Origin of the sequence: Sediminicoccus rosea, from assembly GCF_033547095.1 — a bacterium.
Taxonomy (GTDB): domain Bacteria; phylum Pseudomonadota; class Alphaproteobacteria; order Acetobacterales; family Acetobacteraceae; genus Roseococcus; species Roseococcus rosea.
The window spans coordinates 4,528,486-4,555,440 of sequence record NZ_CP137852.1 but is presented as its reverse complement, the minus strand read 5'-3'; the positions used below and the strand labels follow the sequence as shown (position 1 = coordinate 4,555,440).

General features: G+C 69.1%; 24 protein-coding genes and 1 pseudogene. 15 read left to right on the top strand and 10 right to left on the bottom strand.

Annotation, left to right across the window (positions count from 1 at the left end):
- Window positions 1-13 precede the first annotated feature (13 nt).
- From R9Z33_RS21930 to R9Z33_RS21890, 9 genes are all read left to right on the top strand, one after another.
- Window positions 14-691 (top strand): TylF/MycF/NovP-related O-methyltransferase, encoded by a 678-nt coding sequence (locus tag R9Z33_RS21930; RefSeq protein WP_318648703.1) that lies wholly within the window; start codon window positions 14-16, stop codon window positions 689-691.
- A 526-nt stretch (window positions 692-1,217) separates the two neighbouring features.
- Window positions 1,218-5,201: a glycosyltransferase gene (locus tag R9Z33_RS21925; RefSeq protein WP_318648702.1), complete on the top strand. Its 3,984-nt coding sequence runs from the start codon at window positions 1,218-1,220 to the stop codon at window positions 5,199-5,201.
- Window positions 5,201-5,908, top strand: a complete 708-nt coding sequence (locus tag R9Z33_RS21920; RefSeq protein ID WP_318648701.1) for a methyltransferase domain-containing protein — start codon at window positions 5,201-5,203, stop codon at window positions 5,906-5,908. Before R9Z33_RS21925 ends, R9Z33_RS21920 begins: the two co-directional genes overlap by 1 nt.
- Before the next feature lie 142 nt (window positions 5,909-6,050).
- The gene (locus tag R9Z33_RS21915; protein WP_318648700.1) at window positions 6,051-6,740 is read left to right on the top strand and encodes a class I SAM-dependent methyltransferase; all 690 of its coding nucleotides are present in this window, start codon (window positions 6,051-6,053) and stop codon (window positions 6,738-6,740) included.
- Between the two features lie 33 nt (window positions 6,741-6,773).
- Window positions 6,774-7,778: a glycosyltransferase family 2 protein gene (locus tag R9Z33_RS21910; protein WP_318648699.1), complete on the top strand. Its 1,005-nt coding sequence runs from the start codon at window positions 6,774-6,776 to the stop codon at window positions 7,776-7,778.
- 341 nt (window positions 7,779-8,119) lie between these two features.
- Window positions 8,120-9,100, top strand: coding sequence for an NAD-dependent epimerase/dehydratase family protein (locus R9Z33_RS21905; protein ID WP_318648698.1), 981 nt, complete (start codon window positions 8,120-8,122; stop codon window positions 9,098-9,100).
- Between the two features lie 59 nt (window positions 9,101-9,159).
- On the top strand, window positions 9,160-10,896 hold the full coding sequence (locus tag R9Z33_RS21900; RefSeq protein WP_318648697.1) for a gamma-glutamyltransferase family protein: 1,737 nt from the start codon (window positions 9,160-9,162) through the stop codon (window positions 10,894-10,896).
- Between the two features lie 3 nt (window positions 10,897-10,899).
- Complete coding sequence (locus R9Z33_RS21895; protein WP_318648696.1) at window positions 10,900-11,550, top strand: polysaccharide deacetylase family protein; 651 nt, start codon at window positions 10,900-10,902, stop codon at window positions 11,548-11,550.
- Window positions 11,547-12,506, top strand: a complete 960-nt coding sequence (locus tag R9Z33_RS21890) for a Bug family tripartite tricarboxylate transporter substrate binding protein (RefSeq protein ID WP_318648695.1) — start codon at window positions 11,547-11,549, stop codon at window positions 12,504-12,506. The genes R9Z33_RS21895 and R9Z33_RS21890 overlap by 4 nt, the downstream gene beginning before the upstream one ends.
- Window positions 12,507-12,512: 6 nt before the next feature.
- On the opposite strand, the gene R9Z33_RS21885 is transcribed toward R9Z33_RS21890, so the two are convergent.
- Window positions 12,513-13,253 (bottom strand): DUF459 domain-containing protein, encoded by a 741-nt coding sequence (locus R9Z33_RS21885; protein WP_318648694.1) that lies wholly within the window; start codon window positions 13,251-13,253, stop codon window positions 12,513-12,515.
- 138 nt (window positions 13,254-13,391) lie between these two features.
- Between R9Z33_RS21885 and R9Z33_RS21880 the strand changes: the two genes are divergently transcribed.
- The 3 genes from R9Z33_RS21880 to R9Z33_RS21870 are packed head-to-tail and all read left to right on the top strand — an operon-like array spanning window position 13,392 to window position 16,396.
- Window positions 13,392-14,696 carry a GDSL-type esterase/lipase family protein gene (locus R9Z33_RS21880; RefSeq protein ID WP_318648693.1) on the top strand — a complete coding sequence of 435 codons (1,305 nt, stop codon included), beginning with the start codon at window positions 13,392-13,394 and terminating at the stop codon, window positions 14,694-14,696.
- Entirely contained in the window at window positions 14,697-16,085 is a 1,389-nt protein-coding gene (locus R9Z33_RS21875) for an MBOAT family O-acyltransferase (RefSeq protein ID WP_318648692.1), read from the top strand. It begins immediately after the preceding gene.
- 11 nt (window positions 16,086-16,096) lie between these two features.
- Window positions 16,097-16,396 (top strand): hypothetical protein, encoded by a 300-nt coding sequence (locus R9Z33_RS21870; protein ID WP_318648691.1) that lies wholly within the window; start codon window positions 16,097-16,099, stop codon window positions 16,394-16,396.
- A 43-nt stretch (window positions 16,397-16,439) separates the two neighbouring features.
- Here the strand turns inward: R9Z33_RS21870 and R9Z33_RS21865 are convergent, their stop codons facing one another.
- The gene (locus R9Z33_RS21865) at window positions 16,440-17,072 is read right to left on the bottom strand and encodes an SGNH/GDSL hydrolase family protein (RefSeq protein WP_318648690.1); all 633 of its coding nucleotides are present in this window, start codon (window positions 17,070-17,072) and stop codon (window positions 16,440-16,442) included.
- A 191-nt stretch (window positions 17,073-17,263) separates the two neighbouring features.
- Between R9Z33_RS21865 and R9Z33_RS21860 the strand changes: the two genes are divergently transcribed.
- Window positions 17,264-17,575 (top strand): integration host factor subunit alpha, encoded by a 312-nt coding sequence (locus R9Z33_RS21860; RefSeq protein ID WP_318648689.1) that lies wholly within the window; start codon window positions 17,264-17,266, stop codon window positions 17,573-17,575.
- Window positions 17,576-17,607: 32 nt separating this feature from the next.
- The gene (locus R9Z33_RS21855) at window positions 17,608-17,946 is read left to right on the top strand and encodes a MerR family transcriptional regulator (RefSeq protein WP_318648688.1); all 339 of its coding nucleotides are present in this window, start codon (window positions 17,608-17,610) and stop codon (window positions 17,944-17,946) included.
- A 3-nt stretch (window positions 17,947-17,949) separates the two neighbouring features.
- Here the strand turns inward: R9Z33_RS21855 and R9Z33_RS21850 are convergent, their stop codons facing one another.
- Window positions 17,950-19,995, bottom strand: coding sequence for an ATP-binding protein (locus tag R9Z33_RS21850; RefSeq protein ID WP_318648687.1), 2,046 nt, complete (start codon window positions 19,993-19,995; stop codon window positions 17,950-17,952).
- A pseudogene (locus R9Z33_RS24820) lies at window positions 19,985-20,612 on the bottom strand (adenine phosphoribosyltransferase). The gene R9Z33_RS21850 and the pseudogene R9Z33_RS24820 overlap by 11 nt, the downstream one beginning before the upstream one ends.
- A 167-nt stretch (window positions 20,613-20,779) precedes the next feature.
- Here R9Z33_RS24820 and R9Z33_RS21835 point away from each other — a divergent pair.
- Window positions 20,780-20,974: a DUF2842 domain-containing protein gene (locus R9Z33_RS21835; RefSeq protein WP_318648686.1), complete on the top strand. Its 195-nt coding sequence runs from the start codon at window positions 20,780-20,782 to the stop codon at window positions 20,972-20,974.
- A gap of 144 nt (window positions 20,975-21,118) precedes the next feature.
- Here the strand turns inward: R9Z33_RS21835 and R9Z33_RS21830 are convergent, their stop codons facing one another.
- The 6 genes from R9Z33_RS21830 to R9Z33_RS21805 all read right to left on the bottom strand — a co-directional run bounded on the left by R9Z33_RS21830 (window position 21,119) and on the right by R9Z33_RS21805 (window position 26,905).
- Window positions 21,119-22,087, bottom strand: a complete 969-nt coding sequence (locus tag R9Z33_RS21830; RefSeq protein ID WP_318648685.1) for a Bug family tripartite tricarboxylate transporter substrate binding protein — start codon at window positions 22,085-22,087, stop codon at window positions 21,119-21,121.
- 79 nt (window positions 22,088-22,166) lie between these two features.
- Window positions 22,167-22,913, bottom strand: a complete 747-nt coding sequence (locus tag R9Z33_RS21825; RefSeq protein ID WP_318648684.1) for a Crp/Fnr family transcriptional regulator — start codon at window positions 22,911-22,913, stop codon at window positions 22,167-22,169.
- A gap of 91 nt (window positions 22,914-23,004) precedes the next feature.
- Window positions 23,005-23,379, bottom strand: a complete 375-nt coding sequence (locus tag R9Z33_RS21820; RefSeq protein WP_318648683.1) for a phage tail fiber protein — start codon at window positions 23,377-23,379, stop codon at window positions 23,005-23,007.
- Between the two features lie 24 nt (window positions 23,380-23,403).
- Window positions 23,404-23,703, bottom strand: coding sequence for a hypothetical protein (locus R9Z33_RS21815; RefSeq protein WP_318648682.1), 300 nt, complete (start codon window positions 23,701-23,703; stop codon window positions 23,404-23,406).
- A gap of 15 nt (window positions 23,704-23,718) precedes the next feature.
- Entirely contained in the window at window positions 23,719-26,202 is a 2,484-nt protein-coding gene (locus tag R9Z33_RS21810) for a glycosyl hydrolase family 28-related protein (RefSeq protein ID WP_318648681.1), read from the bottom strand.
- A 46-nt stretch (window positions 26,203-26,248) separates the two neighbouring features.
- The gene (locus R9Z33_RS21805) at window positions 26,249-26,905 is read right to left on the bottom strand and encodes a hypothetical protein (protein WP_318648680.1); all 657 of its coding nucleotides are present in this window, start codon (window positions 26,903-26,905) and stop codon (window positions 26,249-26,251) included.
- Window positions 26,906-26,955: the final 50 nt, after the last annotated feature.

The window sequence follows — 26,955 nt, the reverse complement described above, 5'->3', positions numbered from 1 at the left end:
AGGGAAACTTGTTATGGCACTGAGTGAGCTTGCGAAGAAGGTGCGGCAGGGCCGCCTGACCTACCTGAGCGAACAAAAGTTCGCGAGGTTGGAAGCCACTCTGCGCGCCGTCATTGCCGCGCGGACGGAGGGTGCGATTGCCGAGTTCGGTGTCGCGCTCGGCGGGTCGGCCATCGTGCTGGCATCGCAAGCCCTCGCGGCTGGGCGCTCTTTCCACGGTTTCGACGTGTTCGGCATGATTCCGCCGCCGGCCTCAGAAAAGGACAGTCCCAAGTCCAAGGAGCGGTTTGAGATCATCCAATCCGGCAAGTCTTCCGGAATCGGTCCTGATAAGTATTACGGATATATTGAAAATCTCTACGATCGCGTTTGTCAATCGTTCTCGGAATTCGGAATCGAGGTTGGGCAGAAGGGTATACATTTGCATAAGGGGCTGTTTCAGGACGTCGTTCCGGACGTTGATATGAAATCCCTGTGTTTCGTCCACATCGATTGCGATTTCTATGACGCGGTGAAGTATGCCTTGAGTTCGTCGTGGCCTTTGCTTTCCGTGGGTGGCTGCGTGATGTTTGATGACTATCATACCCATGGCGGCTGTAAGGCGGCGGTGGATGAATATTTTGTGGGTCGGGATGATTACGTTTTCGGTGATGGAGCGAATTTCAAGGTCATGAAGCGTCAACCGGCCTGATCTGCCGGGGCTGCCGGCGCCGCCTGGCCGGGTCGCGCCGCACTTCTCGGCCACATCCGTCGCGGTGGCAGTTCCGTCGGGGTTTCATCTCGATGGCGGACCCTCGGGCAGGTGGCGTCGGACGTCGTGCCGGCGGCGCTTCGGCTGGCCAGGTTGCATGCGATCACATGGTTGATCTTCTCGCCGGCTGCGCCGGCCCTAATGTCCGGAGGGGGGACCTTGCCTCCTCTTCTAGTCCGATGTAGGTTTTGCACTATCGTCAAGAGAAGAAATCCCTATCGTTACCTAGACTTAGATATTGCCCTTCAAAGCAGCAAAAATTAGACGACGTCATTGGACTTTGAAAAAATCATCATAAAGCAAATCGGAGAGCCAGCTCGCGTTTGATCGCTTTTGATGCATTTGGGGGCGATTGGTTTGTTGGTTGGGTGAGCGCCTGGGATTCAGGTCTTGAAGGAGCTGGCGGATGAATTCTGTTCGGAGCCCAGGGGCTGGTGTCGCCGAAGGCGATGCTGGATCCCTCTCCTTGATCCGCAATTCCGAGTTCGGGGGGTGGCGGTCGGCCCGCCCCGTTCGCGCGGCGCACCAGAGTGACGTCTGCCCGGCATGGGCGATCCAGCTCAAGGGGGTCAATGCGGACCCTGTCGCCTCGTTCCGCCCGCTCGCCGCCTCCGACAAGCCGACCGGCCTGGTCATCGAAACGAGCAGCCCGTTGGCGCGTTTGCGCATCACGCAGGCCCTACAGTTTCCCGCCGGCCTCCAGCATGGCCGCTTTCGCCTCAGCATCGCCGGCATCCACACGATTCAGCCGGGCCTCAATCTGAACTGGGTCGCGCTGCTGGTCGAGAATGCCCAGAAGAAATGGGTCTTCGAGGACATGCTCCTGCAGTCGCCGCGGGTCGGGCCGGAGCCCGCCGCGCTGACGGTCGAGTATCTGCGGAGCGTCTCCTCCTCCTCCCCCAGGATGCTCGCGTTGGAGTTCTCGGGCGAGGCCGGCACCGTCGCTCTGTCGAGCGTCGAATTCGGTACCATGTCCCAGCCGGCCGCCGATGCGTCGCGCGCCCGCGAGTTCTCGGGCGGGCTCTTCTCGGTGTCCGGGCGGCGCGTCCTGGGTTGGGTGGCCGACCGGCCCAGCTCGGCCACGCTGGGTCTCTATGGCAACGGCGCCGAGCTGGTCCGCGTCACCGTGGGCGGCCTTTCTTCGATGGATGCGAATGGCGATCCGCGGCTGCGGCGCTTCGGCTTCGCCGCCGAGCTTCCGGCCGCCGTCGCCGCGGCCCGCCCCGCTCGGATTTCGTTGTGTGAGCGAGCGTCCCAGCTTGAAGTCGCATCCATCGAGCTGCCCGTGCCGGCCGAGGTCGCGATCGCCGGCGCGCCGATGCCGTCCCCGCCCCGCGAGGCGTCTGCCCCGGCTGAACCGCCGGCGGCCCGCGCGGTTTCCCCGGCCGAGAGGCTTCTCGAGGCCAAGGCCCGCGCTTCGGCCGCCGCGCGGTCCAGCTCAGCTCCGGCGGCCGAAGCGCGGGCGTCAGCACCCGCCCCTTCGCCGCCCCGCCCCGAGGCGAAGCCCGACCGCGCGCTCACGGTCGAGGCCGGGGTGGATCGCGTCGAAGGTGAGTCCCTGGTGTGCTGGGGCATCGTGAGCGATGCCGCGCGGGCCGTCCTGGTCACGATCGACGGCCAGCCGGTGCGCGAGATCGAGGCGAAGGGGCTGCGGGAGCCCCTGGCCGGTGGGAACCGGGCGCTCGCCGAGCATGGCTTCCTCGTTCCGCTGCCCGCGCATGTCCTTGATGCCGAGCTGCACTCGGTCGCCTTCTATTGCGGCGCCACCGGACGGCGGCTGCGGGCCGAGAATCTCCGTATCCGCTTCCCCAAGCGCGAGGTTGCGCGGGCGCCCGCCCCCCAGGCCCCGAAGCCGTCGCCGGCCCCCAAGGCGCCTCCGGCCGAGGCCCGGCCGAAGGAGGGTGCATCCGTCCGCACCACCGGTCGTCCGGCCACGGCGGAAGGGGCGGCCAACCCCCTGAAGGTGGCGGTGGTGGCCTGGGACATGGCGCACAACCCCGTCGGGCGCGCCTTCCTCCTCGCCGACATGGCCGCCAAGCGTCATGATGCGGAGCTGGTCGGGCCGATCTTCGCCTTCTATGGGGGGCGGATCTGGCCGCCCATCGCGGACGGCAAGCTTCCCATGCGAAGCTTCCCCGCGACCGATCTCAAGAGCTTCCTGACCGGCGCGATCGAACTCGCACGCAACACCCGCTGCGACGTCGTCCATGTGGGCAAGCCGCGCCTGCCGAGCCTCGTCCTCGGCGCGTTGATCCGGCATTTCAACGACTGCCCGATGGTCGTGGACATCGACGACCACGAGCTGGCCTTCACCAAGTCCAACGCGCCCGCCTCCATCGAGGAGATCCGCTCGGCGGTGCGGGACAACCCGCAGGAACTCGCCAGCCCCTACAGCGAGCTCTGGACCCGCTTCGGCGAGACCCTCGTGACCGAGGGTGAGCTGGTCACCGTCTCCAACGTCGCCTTGCGGCGGCGTTTCGGCGGGATCACCGTGCGCCATGGGCGCGACGAGCGTGTCTTCGACCCGGCGCTCTATGATCGCCGCGCGGTGCGCGCCGAATATGGCTTCAAGGATGCGGACCGGGTCATCCTCTTCCTCGGCACGCCCCGCCCGCACAAGGGTATCTTCGATATCGCCGATGCGCTTGAGCGGCTGGGCGATGATCGCCTGGTCCTCTGCATCATCGGCACCGTGACCGACAAGCGGACGGCGAACCGCTTCGCCTCCTACAAGAAGGCGCGGATATCGCTCAATCCCGACCAGCCCTGGAAGCGCCTGCCCGAGCTCGTGAACCTGGCCGACGCGGTGGCGATCCTGCAGGATCCGAGCGAGCCAATCTCGCAATACCAGATTCCGGCGAAGCTGACCGATGCGCTCGCCATGGACGTGCCGGTGCTGGCGCGGGCCGTGCCGCCGCTGCTGGACCTCGCGCTGGCCAATGCCTTCGAGGTGGTGACCGACGATGCCTCGCTCGACGCCGCGCTCCGCCGTGTCGCCGCCGCACCCGCGCGGGGCGGGGGCAAGGGCACGCGCTCCTATTTCCTTTCGGAGCTCAGCTACGAGGTGAATGCGGCGCGGCTCGACCTCGCCTATTCGACGGCGCGACGCGGCCAGCTGGTCGAGCCGCATCTGTTCGAGCAGACCTTCCGCATCCTCGAGGAACTCTCCGGCGTGGCGCTGCCGCGCCTCGTGGCGCAGAAGCCAAGGCAGGAGCTTCGCGCCCCGCTGGTCAAGGGCGAGCGCCCGCGTGATCTCGTCTTCCTGTGGAAGCAGAATGATTCGGACGTCTATGGCCGGCGGTCCGACATGCTGGCGAAATACATGCTGGAGACCGGGCGCGTCCGCCGCATCATCCACTTGGACCGTCCGATCAGCGTGGTGGACCTGGAGCGCCAGGCCGAGCTCGCGGCCGGCGAAGCGGCCCACCAGGGCAGCCTTGTCTACGTCAACACCGTGAAGCGGATCCTCCGCACGGCCGACGCCCCCGACTTCATCCGGCGCACCTTCCTCCACCGGGCGGGCCCGCGGGCCGCGCGCGCCTTCGGGCAGGAGCTGCGGCCGGCCAGCGCCTATCCCGACTTCGTCCGGGAGGTGCTGGCGGAGGTCGGTTGCGACGAGGCGCCGATGCTCTGGGTGTCGCCCGTCATCTTCGAATATCCCGAGGTCGCCGACGCCGTGCGGCCCGGTTTCGTGGTGGCGGACCTGATTGACGACCAGCGGACCTTCCCCGGCAGCAGCGAGGCCTATACGCGCCAGATCGAGCGGGCCTACCAGACGATCCTGACGGAGGCGGACACCGTCTTCAGCAACTGCGCCCCCGTCCGTGACGCCTTCGCCAGCCTCCGGCCGGACATCCATGTCGTCCCGAACGGCGCCGAAATCCTGCCCGATGTCGAGAGCTGGGGGATGCCGCCCGAGCTGCGTGGGCTGCCGCGCCCGATCATCGGCTATGTCGGCAACATGCGGGACCGCGTGGATCTCGAGCTCATCGAGGCGGTCGCGCGGCGCTATCCGCATGGCAGCATCGCCCTGGTCGGCTCGGCGCATGGCCGGCCCGAGGTGGCGGAAATGAGCGCCCGCTGCCCCAACATCCATCTGCTGGGCGTCCGGCCCTATGAGACGGCGCTGCGGATCATGCGCGGCTTCGATGTCGCCATGATCCCGCACCTGAAGAGCGACCAGAGCGACCGGATGAATCCGCTGAAGCTCTACGTCTATTTCGCCGTCGGCGTCCCGGTGGTGACCACCGATGTCGCGAACATCCAGGACATCGGCCCCTATGTCAGCGTGGCGGCGAGCCAGAAGGAATTCATCGCCGCGATTGATGCGACCCTTGCCGGCCGTGGGCCCAAGGTGGACCCCGCCACCCGCGCCGCCGTGCTGAACGACGTGTCGTGGGAAACGCGCGTGAACCAGATCTGGCGGGTTCTTGAGGAAGGAACCTCGTGATGGCAGTCGATCCCAAGTCCACGACACAGGTCGCCGCCGGGGGCAAGGCGCCGCCCGTCTGCCCGTGCTGCGGTGGAACGCGCTTCGGACCGGGGCCGGGTGGCCGGATGAGCCGCCGCGGGCGGCCGCCCACCTGCCTGCAATGCGGCTCGCTTGAGCGGCACCGGGCAGGGCGGCAGTTGATCGACACGATCCGCGACCGCGCCGCCTTCAAGGAATTCTCCCTGCTCGACTTCGGCGACATCCGGGTGGTGGCGGGGGGCTGGTTCCGAAGCATCGAGACGAGCGCCTTCGGCTCGCCTGGTGCCATTGATCCGCAGGCGATTGACCGGCCGGACGGCAGCTACGGCTTCATCATCTGCTACCATGTGCTGACGCGCGTGCCCGATCATCGCAAGGCGCTCGGCGAACTGACGCGCATCCTCTCACCGGATGGGCTTCTGGTCCTTGCCTATCCCTCGCCGGCGACGCGTGCCGAGACGACGGACTGGGGGGCCCCCGACCCAAAGCAGCATGGCAGCTACCGTATTCTCGGCCGGGATTTCGAGCCGGAATTGTCGGTCTGCACGGCGGGGGCGCATGTGCTCGCGGTAAAGGCGGTGGACCCCGTGACGGCCGATGATGATCTCGTCTATATCGTGACGAAAGATTTTCGATGGGTTCGTCGGATTCTTGCAACGAAGGTCGAAGTGCGGTTGCTCGACTAGGGGGGACCGCGCGGACGCCTGCCCGATGGGCGTTCTAAACTTTACCATAGCGCGGACAAATTCCTTGTCAGACACGCCCACCGACAGCACGTTCCCCCCGCATTCCTACGCGTCGACCTGTCGCGTTTGTGGTTGGAAGGGCATGTTTGTCCGTCAGAAGCGGTCGATCCGTGAGACCTATCCTTGCCAGTCATGCCGCTCGACGTTGCGTTACCGCGTCCAAGCCGAGGCAATACTGAATCATTACTCATCCCTTGCAGCGCCTGACCTCACATCCCTGGTGAAGATGCCCGGGTTTCGGAACCTCGTGATCTTCGAGCCGGGGATTTCCGGTCCCTTTCGGGCCATCTTCAAGGGCCTGCCGCATTACACCAAGTCATTCTACTGGAGCGATCTCGCGAGCGGCGCGATGCGTGACGGAGTGACCAACCAGGACCTGATGGCGTTGAGCCTGGCTGACGCTTCGGTCGACCTGGTCATCACCTCCGACATCTTCGAGCATGTCCGCCACCCCTATCGGGCCTTCGCGGAGATCAGTCGCGTGCTGAAGCCCGGCGGGGCTCATATCTTCACCATCCCGACCGCATCTCCCCTCGCGCCGAAGACCGTGAAGCGTGTGGATGTGGATGGCGACGAAGATGTTTTTCTCTTGCCTGAGGTCTATCACGGCGACGGGAAGGGGGGGCGCTCGCTCGTCTACAACGACTTCGGCATGGATATGCTGGACGAGCTAGAAAAGCTTGCTACCACGACGACGATCTTTTCTTATCCGTATAACGAGAGGCCAGTGCGTTCCGCCTTGGCTTTTGTTTCGGTCAAGAAGCATTCTTGAAGCACCGCGCGTCGTGAGAGGAACGGCTTTGTCGTGACGGATTCAATGCTCCTGCAATGGACCACGCAGCAGTCTGAGATCTGCGAACGCATCCGCCGTAGCTCGTCTCCTCTGAAGATTCTGCTCAAGACGAAGAACGAGGCGCATTTCCTGCAGCGCTGGATCGATCATCATGCCGCCATCGTGGGCATGGAAAACCTGATCATCTTCGACAATGACTCCGATGACCCCGACGTGCTGGCGACGCTGCGCCGCACGGCGGAGCACGCGACGGTGGCACAGTTCACCGGCTTCCATAACGGCCTGCACCGCCCGGCGCAGTATCCGGATCTGTACGACGCGATACGCGGCACCAGTGAATATTTCATCCTGCTCGACACCGATGAATTCGTCTGCTGGGTCAATTCCAGCGCTGAGGTCTTCTTTGGTCCCGCGATCGTTCCTGAAATCAAGGCGCTGCCGCCGGCTGACATCCTGGCAGGCATCTGGCTCAACAACTACGGCGACCGCGAAGACCGTTTCACCCTCTTCGAGGATGAGGCGGTGACGCCCTCCGGCCTGATGAGCGGCAAGTCGGCCGTGCATCGCTCTGCGGCGCTTCGGGGCATCTATGGCCACAACTTCCAGCTGGACGGACCGGATCTGAGCCGCGTCGCGCCCGGGGCGCTGCTGCTTCTTCACATGAAGAACCTGCTTCCCGCCCAGCGCATGCGCGTGAATGTCGAGAAGCTCCGCCAATACAGCGTCCTGTCCCCCACGGAGGGCGTGGAAAAGGCGCTGCAGATGTCCTGGCAGGAGATGCGGCCGGGCAATCCACGCCAATGGATCAGGGAGATCCATATGCTCGCCGGCCGCTCCCCGAAGGGAACCGCGCGCCGGGACAAGCTTCAGTCCGGGCAGGTCCGGATACGGGGCGGTGCCCCGATCGAGTTCTTCTCCGAGCAGCAGCGGGGCATGTTCGTCGACTTCCTCGGCAGACTGGGGCCGCGATTGAAGGCGGGGCGTGAATACCGCCAGGCTACGGCCGTCAAGGCCTGACCGACCGCCGCGCCCAGGCCGGCTCCCGCTCGCTCGATGCGAGCCAGGCCGGTCCCGTCTTGTCTTACGGGGGGCTTCCATGGCGAGGCGGCCAGGATGGGGCGGGCGCTTCGTCCTGCCGCGGGGACCTGTGCGTCGAGGTACTTGCATCCCCGATCCAAATATCCCATCCCCTGATCCCCAGCGGGGTCGTTCCAACCAGCCTCCCCTGTCGAGACCTGATAACCCCGAAGCCAAGGCTGGGCCGTTCGCGAGCTTCTCCTGGCAGACCCTCGAGGCGGTGATGAAGCCACGGCGCCGATGTGATCCAGATGCGTCCCGCCGCGGGGCAGGCTTCCGGCATGGGTAGCGTCCTCGTCACCGGGGCGGCCGGCTTCATCGGCGCGCATCTCTGCCAGGCGCTCCTGGCGCGCGGCGAGCACGTCATCGGGCTCGACAATCTCAATGCCTATTATGATCCCTCATTGAAGCGCGCGCGCCTCGCCGCGCTCACCGGGGACGCACCGGCGGGGCGCTTCCGCTTCGAGAAGCTGGACCTGGCCGACCATGAGGCGGTGCTCGCCCTGATGCGGGCGCATCCGGAGATCAACCGCGTGGCGCATCTTGGCGCGCAGGCCGGCGTCCGCTGGTCGCTCGAGGCGCCATTCGCCTACACCGCCGCCAATGTCACCGGCCATCTCTCGGTGCTGGAGGCGATCCGCCGGGCGGAGGGCCGCATCCGCCATACGGTTTATGCCTCCACCAGCTCGGTCTATGGCGCGCGCACGGATGGCGCCTTCCGCGAGACCGACCGCGTGGATCACCCGGCCTCCCTCTACGCCGCGACCAAGGTCGCGGGCGAGGTGATGAGCCGGACCTACAGCGACCTCTACAAGCTGCCGCTCACCGGGCTGCGCTTCTTCACCGTCTATGGCCCGTGGGGCCGGCCCGACATGGCCTATTGGCTCTTCACCGACGCGATGCTGAAGGGCCGCCCCATCTCCCTCTTCAACGAGGGCCGCATGATGCGCGACTTCACCTTCGTGGATGACATCGTCCAGGGCGTGATGGCCGCGCTGGACACCCCGCCGGCCGATGGCGGCCACCGGCTCTACAACATCGGCAACAGCAGGCCCGAACCGCTGCTCGGCATGGTGGCGCTGCTGGAGGAATTGCTTGGCGTCACCGCGATTCGCGAACTGAAGCCCATGCAGCCCGGCGACGTGCCGGCGACCTTCGCCGATGTCTCGGCCATGGAGCGCGATTTCGGCTGGAAGCCCACCACGGATCTGCGCACGGGGCTGACGCGCTTCGTCGAATGGTGGCGGCGCTACCACGGCTAGACCGGGACGCGCTTTCGCGGGATCACGGTGCGAGCCGCCCTGGCCACCGGAGAACGCCCATGCCTGACCCCGCCGAGCCCTACGCCCAGCGCCCCGCCCTGCGCGGCACGCGGCACATGGCTTCGGCCGGCCATTACGGCGCCGCGCATGCCGCCTTCGCCGTGCTGGAGGCGGGCGGCAATGCGGTGGATGCGGCGGTGGCCGGCGGCATCGCGCTCGGCGTCGTGCAGCCCGACATCGTGAATGTCGCGGGCGTCGCCCCCATCATGATCCGCATGGCTGATGGCGCGGTCTGGACCATCGCGGGCCTCGGCCCCTGGCCGCGCGCGACGGACCCCGAGCATGTCCTGCGCAACTGCGGCGGCACCATCCCCGAGGGCATCCTTCGCACCGTGGTGCCGGCCGCGCCCGATGCCTGGATCACGGCGCTGGCACGCTTCGGGACCATGCGCTTTTCCGAGGTGGTCCAGGCCGCGATCCGCTTCGCTGAGGGCTTTCCAGTGCATCCGCTGATGGCGGACACCATCGCGGGCTATCGGGAGAAATATGCCCGCTGGCCGTCCAACGCCGCGATCTTCCTGCCGGGCGGCCGGCCGCCACGCGTGGGGGAGATCTTCGTGCAATCGGATCTGGCCAAGAGCCTGCGCTACATGGCCGACGAGGAAAGCGCCGCGCTGGCCCGCGGCGGGGACCGCGCGTCCGGGCTCGAGGCCGCCCGCGCCGCCTTCTACCGGGGAGACATCGCGCAAGCCATCCTGCGCTTCCACCGCGAGGCGGGCGGCTGGCTCGCGGCCGAGGACCTGGCCGACTACCGGTCGCCCGTGGAGCGCGCGATCACGACGCGCTTCGCCGGCGTGGATGTCCATACCTGCGGCGCCTGGTGCCAGGGGCCGGTGCTGCACCAGGCCCTCGCGCTGCTGGACCCGGCGGCGCTGAAGGCAGCGGGGCACAACAGTGCCGACTACCTGCACCAGATCATCGAGGCGATGAAGCTCGCCTTTGCCGATCGCGAGGCCTTCTATGGCGATCCGGACTTCGTGAATGTGCCGCTGGAAGGCCTGCTCGACCCCGCCTATGCCGCCACCCGCGCCCGCATGATCGACCCCGCCCGCGCTTGGCCCGACATGCCGCCGCCGGGCCAGCCGCGTGGGGCCGCGCCCATCGCTGCGGGCGCGCCGCTGAACGTCCCGGGCGCGCCCTCCGGCCCGCCGCGCGACACTTCCTACATCTCGGTGGTGGATCGCTGGGGCAATGCGGTCTCGGCCACGCCGAGCGATGTCTCAAGCGACACGCCGGTCATTCCCGGCACCGGGCTCTGCCCTTCCTCGCGCGGCTCGCAATCCTTCACCGCGCCGGGCCATCCGAGCCGCATGGCGCCGGGCAAGCGGCCGCGGCTCACGCCCAACCCGATCATGTTGGAGCGCACGGGTGAATTCGTGATGCCGCTGGGCACGCCGGGCGGCGATGTGCAGTCCCAGGCGATGCTGCAGGTGATGCTGAACATGCTGCTCTTCGGGATGGATCCGCAGGACGCCGTGGAGCACCCGCGCGCGGCCACCTACAGCTTCCCCGACAGCTTCGAGCCGCATGTGACCCATCCCGGTCGCATCTGCCTGGAAGGCCGGATCGCGCGCGCGACGGGCGAGGCCCTGGCCGCACGCGGCCACCAGGTGAGCTGGTGGCCTGACCGCATCTGGCGCGCCGGTGCGGTCTGCATGGTTCAGGCGGACCAGCGCAGCGGCATCCTGACGGCCGGCGCCGATCCGCGCCGCGCCAGCTATGCCGTGGGGTGGTGAGGCTTGGAGGTCTGCCTCAGCTTCGACAACGGCCCTGAGCCGGAGGCGACGCCGCTGGTGCTCGCGGCCCTGGGGCGGCGCGGCCTGACCGCCACCTTCTTCCCCATCGCGCGGAAGCTGCGCGACCCGGCGCGGCGCGCGCTGGCCGAGCGGGCGCTGGCCGAGGGCCACCGCATCGGCAACCACACGCTGACGCATGGCGCGCCGCTCGGCCTGCGCGGCGGCGCGGAGGCCGTGGCCGAGATCACGGAGGCCGAGGCGCTGCTCGGCCCGCTGAATGCGGGGCGCCTGTTCCGGCCCAATGGCGGCGGCGGTGCGCTGGGGCCGCATCTGCTCAACGCCAGCGCGCTCCGGCACCTGCGCGCCCAGGCCTATACGGTGGTGCTGTGGAACGCCGTTCCCGGCGACTTCCGCGACCCCGAGGGCTGGCCCGCCACCGCCCTCGCGCAATGCCGCGCGGCCAGTGCCCCGGTGCTGATGGTGCTGCATGACCTGCCCAATGGCGCGATGCGGCACCTCGATGCCGTCCTGGATCGGCTGACGGGGGAGGGGGCGCGCTTCCTCGGCGAATTCCCCGAAGCCTGCCTCGCATTGCGGGAGGGTGCCCCCCTGTGCGACCTTGCAGCGATTTCACGGGAGGATATCGCGCCATGAAGCGCCGCGCCTTGCTGGCTTCAAGCCTGCTCGCTCCGGGCATCGCCCGCGCCCAAGCCTGGCCCGACCGGCCCATCCGCCTCGTCGTGCCCTTCCCGGGCGGGTCGAGCACCGACATCCTGGGCCGCATCGCGGCGCAGCAGCTTTCGCGCGGGCTGAACGGCGCGACCGTGGTGATCGACAACCGCGCGGGCGCGGGCGGCACCATCGGCTCGCACTACGTGGCGCAGGCGGCGCCCGACGGGCTCACGCTGCTGCTCGGCACCATCGGCACGCACACGGTGAACCCCCACCTGATGCCGAACCTGCCCTATGATCCGATGCGCGACTTCACGCCCATCATCGCGCATTCCAAGACCAAGATCCTGCTGGTGGTCCGCCCGCAGCTCGGCGTGCGGAGCATGGCGGAATTCGTGGCCCTTGCCCGCACCCGGCCGCTGTCCGTCGCTTCCTCCGGCACCGGCACCACGGGTCACCTGGCGCAGGCGCTGCTGGGCGAGGCGACCGGCATCACCACGACGCATGTCCCCTACCGGGATGGCGCCCGCGCGGTGACCGACCTGCTGAGCGGGCAGATCGATTCCATGTTCTACCACACGCAATTCGTCCGCTCGCACATCGAGGCGGGGACGATGCTGGGCCTCGGCATCACCGGCGCCACGCGCAGCGACGTGCTGCCGGGCGTGCCGACCTTCGGCGAGGCTGGACTGCCCGCCATCAACATCGAGGCGTGGTGGGCGCTGTATGCGCCGCCGCGGCTGCCCGCGCCGCTGACGCAGCGGCTGAACGGCATCTTCAACGCGGCCCTGGCCGAGCCCGAGACGCGCGCGGCCTTCGCGCGCAACGGCGTGGAGGGCATGGGCGGCAGCCCGGAGGACCTCGCGAACTTCCAGCGGGCCGAGCTGAGCCGCTGGCGGGAGGTGATCCGCCGGGCGAACATCACCGCCGATTCCTGACGCGCCTCAGGTATCCGAGAGCCGGCCCAGCCCTTCGGCGAGTTCGGGGAAGATGTTCTCCACCTCGTCGAAGAAGAGGGCCGCGATCCGGCGATAGCCCCATTCGGTGAAGTGGACGCCGTCTTCCGCGCGGAAGCCGCGCGGGCCGCGCTCCAGGCTCACGCTGGACTTGAAGCGGCCCTGCGGATCGCTCGTCGCCTCCCAGGTCGGGATCCAGACGGCGCCGGCGGCCAGCGCGGCATTCTGCTGGATCTCGTTCAGCTGGCGCACCGCATTGGCGAATTGCGCATCGCGCACATTGGGCAGCCCGAACCAGACGGCGCGCGAGCCGGCCTGCACCGCATGACTGACCATCTCGCCGACGCGGCGGCCATAGCCCTCGGCGAAGGCCTGGGTGCCGAAGGCGAAGCGCGAGCGCGTCTCGCGCACCACCAGCGGGCGGAAATCATTGGCGCCCACCCAGAAGAGCGTGAGGTTCGGCCGGTGCCGCGCGACGAGATCTCGCGAGACGGTGGGCCAGTCATGCTCGTCGCTGCGGGTCACGCCCGTGGCGTGCAGCGTGCCGTTCGTCACGCGCACCGTCTCACGCCGGCGGAGCTGCCCGTTCAGCGCGAGGAACATGCCCTGGGCGAGGGAATCACCGCAGAAGAGCAGGTTCACCCGCTCGGGCGCCGGGCGCTCGGGGAGGGGGTTGGGCAGGATGGCGGGTTGCGCCAGGGCGATCCCGCCCGATGACAGCAGCGCCATTGCGCCATAGAGAAGGCATCGCCGCGAGCGAGATGCGGGTAGGGCGCGGAACGCCACGCGGGTTTTCTCCGGGACAGCGGGGGATTGGGGGATTTATACCATGCAGATTGTCACAATGAAGTCCCCGGCCCGCACGAAATGCTGAACCGCCGCGCGTTGTTCCTGGGCTCCGCCGCCCTGCTCGGCGGCTGCGGCGCGCGGCCGGAACCCCTGGCGGGCGAGGTGGGCGGGCCGCTCATCCTCGCGCAGGCGCGACCGGATACCGGGCTTGAATCGGTGCTGCCCGCGCGCGCTGGCGACAATCCCTATGAGCCGCTGGCGAACGCGCTGCGCGCCGCCGGGCGGGGCCAGGCCTCGCGCGCCCTGATCCTCATCCTGGGCGACAGCCACACCGCGGGCCCGGTCATGGTGGGGCACCTGCGCGAGTTGATGCAGGCGCGCTTCGGCGCCGCCGGTCCCGGCCGCCTGCCGCCTGGCCGCGCGCAACGGCCGATCAATGCGAACCAGCTGGTCGAGGCCTCGCAAAGCGGCGAATGGACGGCGCGCAGCGCGCTCCGCGCCAGCAATCCCGGCCCCTTCGGCCTGACCGGATTCCGCCTGACCGGAACCCGGGCGGGCGATGTCATCACGCTCCGCTCGAGCGAGGCGGCAGGCTTCGACCGCGTGCATCTCGGCCTGATGGCCGGGCCCGAGGCCGGCAGCTTCCGCCTGCGCGTGGATGAGCTGGCGGTGGGTCCGGTCACGCTGCGCAGCGCCGGTCCGGAATTCCGCCCACTCACGCTGGACGCGCCGCCGCGCAGCCGGGAGCTGGCCATCGAGGTGACGGGCGATGGCCCGGTCGAACTCCTGGGCTGGGGCGTGGACCGGAGCGGGCGCGGCGTGCTGGTCGAGGGATTCGGCATCAATGGCGCCACCCTCGCCTCGCTCGACAACCGCGACCCGACCATCTTCGCCCGCGAGCTGACGAACCAGCCGCCGGCCCTGGTCATCCTTGCCTTCGGCACGAATGAGGCGGTGGATGCCGATTTTGACGAGGCCGCCTATGCGGTGCAGCTGACGCGCCAGATCCAGCGCCTGCGCCAGACGCTGCCGCGCAGCGGCATCATGGTGATGGGCGTGCCCGATGCCGGCCGCCCGGTGCGCGCCACGCGGCGTGGCCGCCCACCGCAGGGCTGCGCCGCCGTCTCGCCCCTGCCAGCGCTGCTCCGGGTGCGCGCGGCGCAGCGCAGCGTGGCCCAGGCGCAGCGCGTGGGCTTCTTCGACTGGAGTGCCGAGGTGACGCGCAGCCCCTGCCGCCTGCCGGAACTCGCGCGCGGGGATGCGCCGCTCATGCGGCCCGACCTCGTGCATTTCACGCCGGACGGCTATCGCCTGACGGCGGAGCGGTTGCAGGCGCATCTCCTGCGCGGCATGGGCCTCGCCACGCGAACCACCGCCACCTGAATGCTCTTCCCGACTGGCATCTTCGCGATCTTCTTCGCGGTGGTCTTCCTCGGCCACTGGTCGCTCGTCCGCTTCCGGCCGGCCTGGCACAAGCCCTTCCTGCTCGCCGCCAACCTTGCCTTCTACGCCTTCTGGAGCGTGGAGCTTTGCGCCGCGCTGCTGCTGGTGGGCGCCTGGACCTGGGGCATCGGCCTGCTGGCCGGGCGCGGGCGCTCGCGCGCCTGGCTCTGGACCGGCATCGCCGGCACGCTCGCCTGGCTGTTCTACTTCAAATACACCAACTTCTTCCTGCAGGAGGTGGTGGGCCGGCTCGACTGGCTTGGCCTCGGGCCCATGCCGCTGCTCGACATCGTGCTGCCGGTCGGCGTCTCCTTCTACGTCTTCCAGGCAATCTCCTACATGGTGGATGCCTATGAAGGCGCCGCCGAGCCCGAGCCATCGCCGCTCAACGTCCTCGTCTACCTGACCTTCTTCCCGCATCTGGCGGCCGGGCCCATCGTGCGCGCCGCGCGCTTCCTGCCGCAGCTGCACGCGCCGCCGGACCGCTTCCGCATCCCCGTGGCGATGGCCTGCATTCTCATCCTGGGCGGCCTGTTCAAGAAGGTGGTGATCGCGTCCGAACTCGCGACCGGCATCGTGGATCCCGTCTTCCGCGACCCGGCCGCGCATGGCGCGCTGGACATCCTGCTGGCCAGCTACGGCTACACCATCCAGATCTTCTGCGACTTCTCGGCCTATTCGGACATGGCGATCGGCTTCGCGGCGCTGCTCGGCTATCACTTCCCGAAGAATTTCGACCAGCCCTTCCGCGCCGTCACCCTCTCGGAGTTCTGGCGGCGCTGGCACATCTCGCTCTCCACCTGGCTGCGGGACTACGTCTATATCCGCTGCTTCGGCGGCAATCGCGGCAATGTCGGCCTGGCGCTGATGGCGACCATGGTGCTGGGCGGCATCTGGCACGGTGCGGCCTGGACCTTCGTGCTCTGGGGCGTGATCCATGGCGTCGCCCTCTGGATCGAGCGGGCGCTGGGCGGCAACGCGGCGCCGGTCACGACGGCGGGGCGCCTGCTGCGCTGGTTCGTCACCTTCCACATCGTCGTCATCGCCTTCGTGCTCTTCCGCGCGCATGACATGGCGGGTTTCTGGGCGATGATGGCCGGCCTCGTGCAGTTCGACCTGCCGAACGAGAGCATCACCTGGCGCCTCCTGGCGCTCACGCTGCTCGGCCTCTCCTTCCATTTCTGGCCGGCCGATCTACGTGAGCGGACCGAGCGCGCGCTGCGCCGGCTGCCGCCCTTGGCACTCGGTGCGCTCTGCGGCGTGGCGTTGCTGCTGATCCTGCTCGCCGGCCCCGAGGGGGTCGCGCCCTTCATCTACTTCCAGTTCTGAGGGAGCACGCGATGCAGCAACCCTGGATGCCCGATGCCCCGCCGCCGCAACCCGGCGTGCCCGACGACTTTTCCCGCGCGTCGGCGACGCTGCCGGTGGGGGCCGCGCTGGTCGTGCTGGGGGCGGTCTGGCTGCTGCTGCTGATGGGCCGCTCCGGCGCCATCCTCGACGCCGCCTATGGGCTGCCCATCCTGCCGGGAACCGAGGCGCTGATCGCGCTGGCCGAGGCCTGGCACGCGGGGATGGAGGCGCTTGGCGTCCCGGCGCTGACGCAGCGTCTGCGGGCGGTGCTCTCCTGGGGCCGCGCCTGATTGCCTGGCGGGGATGGGGCTTCCCCACCCTCGTGATGTCACCTCAGCGGATCATGCTCTGGCGCTGTGCGCTGGCCGGCTGCAGCCCGGCCACGGCGGCACGCTCCAGCCATTGCGAAAGCCCCGCCCACCAGGCCTGGTAGCCAAGGCCCGTCGGGTGGATGCCGTCATGCGAAGGATAGACGCAGCGCGCGAGGCGGCCGCTATGGATGGCGGGCAGGTCGCGCAGCCGGTCGCTCGCGCGGCGGAGATGGCGGGTGAGGGCGGCATCGAGCGCGGCGCTTCCACGCTCCAGCGCAGCATCCTGGAAGCAGCCGGGCGTGGCCCAGATGGCCTGCTGCGCCTCCCACGCCTCCATCACGGCGGCGATGCGCAGCGGATAGGCCTCGGCCTCCGCGGCGGTCATGCCGCGCAGGTCATTGGTGCCGAAGACGAGGATGAGGCGCCGGGCGCAGCGCGGCTCCTGCTGGCGCAGCCAGGCGATGCCCGCGCCCTGTTGCGCGATGACGGTGAAGCCCAGGGCTCGGGCATGCGGGGCGAGGCCAACGGCCAGGCTGTCGCCCAGCAGGATGTCGGGGCAGGCGGTCTCGGCCCGTGCCGGGGCCAGCGGGGCTGCGGCGAAGGGCAGGGCGAGGGCGGCCAGAAGGGCCAGGAAAGGCCAGCGGCGAGGCGGCATGGGCAAGGGACTCCGTCCTGGGGTCGGCACGCGAGGTGCCAGACCCGGGGTGAAAGCGCGGTAAACGCGGTTTTGGGGGGAGCGCGGCGAAACATGGTTGACGTGGCCTGCTCTTCCCGGCTTTCCTGCCGGTTCAGAGACTTGCGGGCCTCGCATCGTGTTGCGGGGCCGGCCATGACGGAGAGTCGACGATGGATACGCTGACGCGGTCCGGCCTCGCTGAGGCCATCTATGCGGAGGTCGGGCTCTCCCGCAACGAATCAGCCGCCCTTCTGGAGGCGGTGCTCGAGCGCGTCTCCAGCGTGCTGGAGACCGGGGAATCCGTGAAGATTTCTGGCTTTGGCACCTTTCTCATCCGTCAGAAGGGGCAGCGCATCGGGCGCAATCCCAAGACAGGCGTTGAAGTTCCGATCCTGCCCCGGCGTGTGCTGACCTTTCGGCCGAGCCAGGTGCTGAAGGCACGGATCAATGGCACCACCCCGGCCAATGGCGGCAAGGAGTGAGCGGGCAAGCTGGTCTAGAGGATCGCCCGCGGTTGCGCAAATCCGCGCAGGCCTTCCGCACCATCAGCGAGGCGGCGGAGCAGCTCAACGTGCCGCAGCACGTCCTGCGCTTCTGGGAGACGAAATTCCCGCAGCTCAAGCCTTTGAAGCGCGCGGGCGGCCGCCGCTACTACCGGCCGGAGGACCTCGCGCTGCTCAAGCGCATCTCCGACCTGCTGTACACGCAAGGCTACACGATCAAGGGCGTGCAGCGTCTTCTGGACGAGGGTGAGCCCGAGCTTCCGCTGGGCGAACCCGCCCAGGAGGATAGTGCGCTGGCGCAGATCCTGGCCGAGCTGGACGCGATCGCGGTGGCGCTGCGCCGGCTCTGAGGTTCAGCGCCCCTTCTGCTCGCGATCCTGCTTGGCGCGCACCTCGGCGCGGGCGAGCGGGAAAGCGGCGATGCTGCGGTCCGCGAGGCCCGGTAGCAGGTCCAGGATGCGGCGCCACTCCTCAGGCTGGCCGCCCTGGCAGGCATCCTCCAGCGCGCGGGCGGCATCGCGCAGGGCGATGGCGCCGAAGGTGGCGGCGGCCGCCTTCAGGCTGTGCGCCTCGTCCTCGATGCGGACCGGGTCGGTCATCGCGTGCATGCGACGCACGCGCTCCTTCGTTTCGGCGGTGAAGACGCTGATCAGGCGCGGCAAGCGCCCCGGACCCACGGCGGCGCGCAGCTCCTCCAGCGTCTCGCGGTCGAGCAGGGGGGCGGTGGCGCCGGGCTCGGCTTCCGGAATCGGCACGCGGGGGCGGCGCGGCCGGGCATCCAGCACGCGCTGGACGGCGGCCAGGAGTTCGACCTTGCCGAGCGGCTTGGCGAGGTGCCCATCCATGCCGGCCGCGGTGCAGCGCTCGGAATCCCCGGGCATCACGCTCGCCGTCATGGCGATGATGGGCACGCGGCCGCGGGGGCCCGGCACGGCGCGGATGGCGCGCGTGGCGGCATAGCCGTCCATGAGCGGCATGCGGATGTCCATCAGGATCAGGTCATAGTCGGAGGATTCGGCGGCGGCGGCGGCTTCCGCCCCGTCGCGCGCCAGTTCGACCGTGTAGCCGGCCTTGCGCAGGATCGCGGCGGCGACGAGCTGGTTCGCCTTGCCGTCCTCGGCCAGCAGGATGCGGCCATGCGCTCCGGCCAGCGGCTGCACCACCACGGGCTGCGGCGCGATGCGGGGCGGCGGCGTGCCCGATTCCGGCACATGCGCGAGTGGCAGGTCGAAGAAGAAGGTGCTGCCGCGCCCGGGCGTGCTGTCCACCGCGATCTGCCCACCCATGAGCGCGACAAGCCGCTTGCAGATGGCAAGACCGAGGCCGGAACCGATCTGCTCGCCCGCCGGATCGGCCTGGGCGAAGCGAGTGAAGAGGCTCTGGCGCAGCTTGGGCGGGATGCCGATGCCGGTGTCGGTCACGGCGAAGCCCACATGCCCGTCGGGCAGGGCCGCGATGCGCAGTTCCACGCTGCCGCGATGGGTGAACTTCACGGCGTTGTCGGTCAGGTTGATCAGCACCTGGCGGATGCGGCTCGGATCGCCGACCAGCTGGCCGGGCAGCAGGTGGTCGAGGCTGGCGGAGAGCTCGATGCCCTTCTCGGCGGCGGCAGGCGCCAGCAGGTCCAGCACGTCCTTCACGATGTCGGCCAGCGAGAAGGGGTCGGAATGGATGCCGAGCTTGCCGGCCTCGATGCGGCTGAGGTCCAGCAGCTCGTTCACGGTGTGCAGCAGGGTGGCGCCGCAGCGCTGCGCCGTCTCGGCATAGGCGCGCTGCTCGGCGTCGAGCGCGGTGTCGAGCAGGAGGGCCAGCGTGCCCATCACCCCGTGCAGCGGTGTGCGCACCTCATGCGACATGAAGGCGAGGAAGTCGCTCTTTTCCTGGTTGGCGCGCTCGGCCGCGCGACGGGCCTTGATCGCCTCGCGCTCGGCGCGCTTGCGGGCGGTGACGTCGTGCTGGATGCCGATATAGGCGACGAGTTGCCCCTTCTCGTCCATCACCGGGGCCATGCGCAGCTCGTTCACGAAGCGGCGGCCGTCGCGGCGATGGTTCGTGAATTCGAGGGTGATGGGCTTGCCACCGGCGATGGCGAGCCGCAGCGCGCGGACGGATTCTTTCTCCGTGCCGCGGCCCTGGAGGAAGCGGCAGTTGCGGCCCAGCACCTCCTCCGGCGGATAGCCGGTGAGCTGGGTGAAGGCCGGGTTGATGAAGACGAGCGGGCAATCGGGCAGCGAGGGATCGGCCACGGTGATGCCGGTGGGGGCCGAGGCGATGGCGAGTGCCAGCACGCCGTTGAGGCCGGCGGCGGAGACCGCACCGTCCCCGCCCTCCAGATAGGCATTGCCGCCCGCGTCACGGATGATGCGGGCCTTGTCGACGGGCGGAGCCCTACTCGTCATAGGTGAGGAGAGTTTCGACGGGGACATCGAGGCGTTTCCTTCCGCCGAGGAACGTGAGTTCGATCATCGCGGCGACGGCGGGCACCACGGCGCCGGACTGGCGCAGCAGATCGAGCCCGGCGCGCATGGTGCCGCCGGTGGCAAGCAGGTCATCGAGCAGGATCACGCGCTGGCCGGGTTCCACGGCATCGGCCTGCATCTCGATCCGGTCCGTGCCGTATTCGAGCGCGTAGTCGAGGCCGACGGTCGCGCCGGGCAGCTTGCGGGGCTTGCGCAGCATGATGAAGCCCAGGCCGAGCTCAAGCGCCAGCGGGGCGGCGAGCAGGAAGCCGCGGCTTTCGATGCCGGCGAGCAACTGGGGCTGGTAGGGGCTTGCGCAGCATGATGAAGCCCAGGCCGAGCTCAAGCGCCAGCGGGGCGGCGAGCAGGAAGCCGCGGCTTTCGATGCCGGCGAGCAACTGGGGCTGGTAGGGGGTGATCCGCGCCGCCATCTCGGCCATGGCGGCCTTCCAGGCCGGCCCGTGCCGAAGCAGGGTCGAGATGTCGTAAAAGAGGATTCCCGGCTTGGGAAAATCGGGAATGCCACGGATGTGGCGCTTGAGGTCGTTTTGCGTCACGGGATTCTTTGCTGCGATCTGGCCGATGGGATGATTCGGGCGGAAGGGCGCCTGGAGTGACGCCGGGTTCGCTCGAACGGCTTGAAGCCTAGTCCCTTCGGGCAATATTTAGCAAGCTTCTCTCCCGCTCACGGGACGAGATTGCCAGAGGAGGCCATGTCGTTCCTATGTCACGAGGTAAGGTTGCGTTCCTGATCGGCGTGGTCGGATTTATCGTTTATATCGCCGTTGTGGTCGCGTTAGGAGATTTTGTTGTCCACCGACATTGGGCAATACAGTTGGTGTATTACGTCACCGCTGGCATCATCTGGGTGATTCCGGCCAAGCGGTTGATCGAATGGAGCGCCAAAGCCCCGCGATGACGGGGGGTGCCATGGTCTTCTCGCCGGCGAGTAGTGGGGGTTGCTTGCAACTGCGGGCGCTTCTGATGCGGCCGGGCGAGCACAATACCTCCTGAATACCCGCGGCGGGGGGATGGCCGGGTGGGACCCGGCCATCCGTTTCCCTCACATGCTGGCGCCCGAGGCACGCACAACCGGCGCCCAGCGCTGCTGCTCGCCCTGCACCCAGGCGGCCAGGCCCGCCTGCGGAACATTCTCGCCCGGCACGAAGGCGATGGAGTCCATCCGCTCGCGGATGGCGGGCTCGGCCAGGATCTCGCGCACGGCGGCGCCCAGGCGCTCCCCGATGGCCGGCGGCAGGCCGGCCGGCGCACAGAGCATGAACCAGTTGAGGCTCACCACATTGGCGAAGCCCGCTTCCCGCGCCGTCGGCACGTCGGGCAGGATGGCCGCGCGCTGGGCCGAGGAGACGCAAAGCCCGCGCATGGTGCCGGCGCGGATCGCCTGCACATTGGCCGCCGCCGTGTCCCACAGCGAGGTGGTGGTGCCGCCGAGCACGGCGGTCTGCGCCTCGGGCGCGCCGCGGAAGGGAGCATGCAAGAGCTGGGCGCCCGCCTCCATGCCGAAGAGCACGCCGGTCAGGTGGCCCATCGAGCCGATGCCGGAGGAACCGAAGCTCACCGCATCGGGCGCGCGCTTCGCCGCCGTCGCGTAGTCGGCCAGGCTGCGGATCGGGCTGTCACCCTTCACCGCGCAGACAATGGGCGCGCCCCCCATCAGGGAGATGTAGGTGAAGCTGCGTGCCGGATTGTAAGGCAGGTTTGCCATCATCGAGGGCAGCAGCACGAGCGGCCCGGCGGTGGACATCAGCAGCGTGTAGCCGTCCGGCCGCTCATTGGCCGCGGCGCCGACACCCACCGCGCCGCCGCCGCCCGGGCGGTTGTCGATGACGAAGGACTGGCCGAGCATCCGCTCCAGCCGCTCGGCCACCGGCCGCATCATGAGGTCCGAGGCGCCGCCGGGCGTGAAGGGGATGATCACCCGCACGGAGCGATTGGGCCAGGCCGGCTGCGCCTGCACCAGGGCCGGGGTGGCCAGGAGGGGGGTGGCGGCGAGCAATTGGCGGCGATTCATGGGCGAGTTTCCTTGAGAGACATGCCCAGTTGAATGCAAGCGCCATGCCCAGGGCAAGCGCCACCGTGCCGCTCCCGGATCACATGCCGGCCGTCTCGCCCTCGGTCAGCCGGAGCAGCGCCTCCATGTCGAGGATCCGCACCGTCTGGTGCCCGGGCTCGCTGATCAGCTTCTGGCGCTTGAAGGAGGCGAAGCTGCGGCTCACCGTCTCGAGGGTGAGGCCGAGGAAATCGCCGATGTCACTGCGCGTCATCGGCATGGGAAGGTCGGTCGGGAGCGGCCCGCGCTGGCGGTAGGCCTCGACCAGGCCGATCAGGAAGCTCGCGACCCGCGCCTCGGCCGAGCGGCGGCCGACGGAGACCAGCTGGTCCTGCGTGTTCGACAATTCGCGCAGGCAGAGGTCGAGCATGCGACGCTCCATCTGCGGGTAGAGCCGCAGGAGGGAATCCAGGCGGCCGCGCTCGATGCGGCAGAAATGGCCGCCGGTCAGCGTCTCGGCGTCGAAGGGATAGGTCTGGCCCGCGCCATAGCCCAGGATGTCCCCAGCGAAGCGGAAGCCCACCACCTGCTGCTTCCCGTCGGGCAACAGGCGGGAGAGCTTCACGACGCCCTCCACGATGGAATAGGCCCGCTGGGCCGGATCGCCCTCGCGGAAGAGCACGCTCTTGGCCGCCAGGTGGAAGCGCTGCGAATCGGCCGAGATATCGTCCAGCGCCGAAGCGTCGAGCCTGTGGCACAGGCCTGCCACCCGGCTCCCGCAGGTGGAGCACGGCTCCGCCGGCTGCGTGTCGCGGACCAGGCTATGGGTGGCGTCGAGCGGGTTCACGGCTTATTCTCTCCCTCAACCGAGGCAGAGAATAAGCCTGACATTCTCCGAGTTGCAAGCTTGGTGACACAACTCCTGTCAACCCATCTTGTCAGTCCCCGGTCATGGTGAAGGCGCCCGGGTTGATGGTCACCGTGCCCGGCCCGGCGATGGCGACGGGCGAGGTCAGCGGGGACCAGGTCAGGGCGTTGCCGCCGCTCGCCGCATCGAACAGCCCGACATGGGAGAAGCTGCCGGCGGCGGCGGTGAAGGTGAAGCGAACCGCCTCCGCGTTCTGCTGCACGCCGGTGCCCGTGAAGGTCACGCGCTGGCGGGCATAGCCATTGCCCACCGCCTCGCCGCTGATCCCCGTGGGATCGCTGCCGCCAGTGCCGAGGCCGAGGAAGACCGCGGTGGGCAGCACCGGCGAGCGGCCGCACAACGCGCGGGTGAGAACGTTCTTCGCGTAATCGGTGAGGGAGCTCATGGGATCGTTCCTTCTCGCTCAGGGTCAGATGTCGGTGGCGGTGGCGAAGCGCGACGGCGCGCCGCCCGCCTCGGGCTGCAGGCGGATGGTCCGGTAGAGGTCCTCCACCGCGAGGGTGTAGGGGTCCTCCAGCGTCGCTTGGTCGAAGCGGAAGCTCAGGCGGTCGAGCGGCGCCTTGCCGGCGCGGCGGGCCGCCTCGTCGCGATAGCCGTGCAGTTGCGCCTCGACGACGCCGGCCACGCGGTCCACCTGCACATGGGTCAGGCGCCAATATTCGGCGAAGGCGCCGGTGTCGTTGATCTCGATCGGGATGAGGAAGGCCATGGGGTTCTCCTGCGGTCAGCTGGCGGTCGTGGCTTCGACATTCGCGAAGCGCGCCGAGTGGTTGATGGTGGTGGCGGCGGCACCCGTGACGGTGACGGCGATGCCGCCATTGGCCGTGTCAGCGCCGACGTCGAGGCGCCATGCGCTGCCGGTGCCGCTGCTGGCGGTGGGGGCGATGGCGCTGCCCGCGCCCTCATAGAGGGTCGTGGTCGCCGCGCCGTTGCCGCGCACCGCCGAGACATTCAGCCGCCATGTCGCCGCCGCCGTGCTGCCCGTCGCCTTGGCGACGACGGTGAGCGTGCCGGCATAGCTGCTGAAGTTCGGCAGGATGATCTGGTTGGTGGCCCCCTGCGCGGCGTTGTCGGAGGTCAGTCGCGTCGCGGTCGCGTCGGTCGTCTGGCGGCAGAGCACGTGCTCGCCGGCCTGGGCATCTCCCTGGCTGGCGATCTGCGAGCCCGCCCAGGCCCCGCGCCCGGCGATGCCGCGCGTCGTCGCCTGGCCGCCGCCCGGAATCCAGGAGCGTGACCCGCCGGCCGTGTTGGTGCTGCCGCCCGCGACCGTCGCGGATGCGCCACTGGCCGTGTTGGTGAAGCCGCCCCCGGTGCAGCCAAAGCCGCCGCTCGCGATGTTCGAGTTGCCGCCGCCCACATAGGCGCTGTTGCCGGAGGCCGTGTTGGAACTGCCGCCGCCGATCGCCGTGTTGGTGCTGGACGCGACATTGGTCGTGCCGCCCGAGACGACACTGTTGAGGCCGCTGGCCGTGTTGTTGGCCCCGCCGCCGATCGTGCTCTGCGTGCCGGAGGCCACCTGGCCCGCCGCCGTGCGCGTCGTCTGCCAATCGGTGGCCGAGGCGCCGCGTGCATTGCCGCCTGCCACCGCATTGTCGGGGAACTGGGCGAGCACGGCCCCCGTGCCCTTGGGCTGCATGATGGCCGAGATGTTCGCGTCCGATCCCTTCGCCCGCCAGCCGGTCCGTGCGGGGGTGCCGGTCACGCCGCCGAGAATCTCGGGGCGGTTCACCGTGCTGGCCGGCGTCGTCACCTCGAGGCCATGGGCGCCGCTCACCGCGCCGAGGCTCGCCGTGCCGCTCGCCATGCGGGCCAGCTCCACGCCGCCCGCGCTGACGCCGAGCGTGGCGGCCGCCGGGAGGAAGAGGCCCGTATCGGACTGCGCGAGGGAGAGGCCGGGTCGCGCCGCCTCGCCCGCCGGCGCCTGGAGGCCGACGGAGCCATTGCTGCCGGCGTTGAAGACAGGACCCGGATTGGCGGTCTCCAGCAGCGGCGGGCTCGCGAGGTTCACGCGGTTGGGCGTGCCGCTCGCGACATTGGCGATGTGCAGCGCTGCCGCGCCATTGTTCCGCAGGTTGAAGTTCACGCAGCGCAGGGCGCCGACGTCCATGCGGTTGCCGCTGCCCTCGATGCGGATCGGATTATCCTCGGCATCGTCGATGCGCAGCGTGCCGATCTGCACGCGGCTGGCATTGGTGTTGACGTAGATGCCGATGGAGCCGGGCAGCGGCGCGCCGCCGGCGTTGAAGATCTCGCACTGCACCGTCATGGCATCCACCTGGCCGTCGGTGCCCGCGGCGTCGATCCAGATCCCGTGCCGCACGAAATCCGCATAGGCCTGCCCGATGCTGAACTTCTGCGTGAAGCCCGCCGCGGAGGACGTGAAACGGAACATCGAGCGGTAGCCGAGGACGAAGGCCTGGTCCACGAAGACGCCGTCGCAGCGGCGGAAGATCAGCGCGTCGCCATTCGCCTGCTGCCAGCGCACCACATTGTCGTCGGCCGACCAGAAGGGCCAGAAATGGAGGTTCAGCATGCGCGAGGTGTCGTAGCCCTCGTCGATCTCGATGCCCGCGGTGAAGACCTGGCCGCGGATCCGGCGGAAATCGGTGCGCCCCGAATTCCGCACGAAGATGCCGCGATTGACGGCCGAGAGCATGATGTTGTCGAAATCCACGCCGCCCAGGCAGTCGGTGACGCGGAACAGCCAGTCATAGTTCGTGGGCGCCCAGCTCGCGTTCAGCGCGGCGGTGTGGTTCTGGCGGAAGGCCATGTCGCAGACGGCCGAGCCGCGGGCGCCGACGCCGGTGAAGGTGAAGGGCGTGAAGCCCGTCTGGTCCACGGTGAGCCAGGTGCCCTGGCCGGGGCTGCCGCCTTCGCTGAAGCCCGCGCCCTGCAGCCGCACGGCGCCGCTGCTGATGGTGATGGCGGTGGCGAGGCGATAGGTGCGCGGGCCGAACTGCACGACGCCACCGGCGGTGCCGAGCGCATTGATCGCGGCCTGGATCGCGGGCGCGTCATTGGTCGTGCCGTTGCCGAGTGCGCCGAAGTCGCGCACGTCCACGCCGCGGTCGGCCAGCACCGCGCGCCGCATCTGCGACAGGGTGGCACGCCGCGTGGCCGCCGTGGGCGAGGTCTGCACGAAGGGCGTGAGGTCGGCATCCGCGACGGCCGTCGCCGCGGGCAATTCGCTGATCTTGAGGTCGGGCATGGGGCTCCGTCCGGTCTGGGGGAAGGTGTGGGGGCGGCGCGGTGGCTCAGCCCTGGGAGATGGCGGAGCCGTCCTCCTGCAGCAGCTTCGCGCCGTCCTCGATCAGGATCAGGCGGAGGTCGGGCAGGATGTTGAAGCTGCGCGAGGTGGCGACGACGCCGGTGTCCAGCGCATCCTCGATCCGGATGCGGTAGCCGGTGCCGACCGGCGGCGTGGGCAGGGTGGCCGTGACATAGCCCTGATCCACATTCACCAGCACCGCGGGAGGGATGATCTGGTTCTGCGCGTTGCGCAGCGTGATCACCACCTGCTGGATCGGCCCGGTCACCTGCGCCTGCACCGGGATGGAGGTGCCGACGATGATGCCGGCCATGAGCGGCGCGAGGATGATGGTCGAGACCACGGCGCCCGCCGCCTGCACCATGCGCAGCGTCTGCGCGATGGAGCGGGTGAGCGCGATGGGCGCCACCGCGCCGTCGAGCGTGACGCCGGGGCCGGTCGCCGCATTGCTGCGCACCGGCAGCATGGCCATGGCATCGGCCGATTGCACGATCATCAGGTCGCCCGCGCGGAGCGTGGCGGCGGCGGGTGCGAAATAGCCGGCCGTCGTGATGGCGGCCTGCAGATCCGTGCTGCGGTAGTGCCAGAGGTTGAAGCGCGCGGTCTGGATCAGCGGCACGAGGTCGCTAGCGATGAAGGGCATGGGCGTGCGTCTCCTAAGCCATGAGGGCGGCAAGCCGCGCGGGCGCGCGG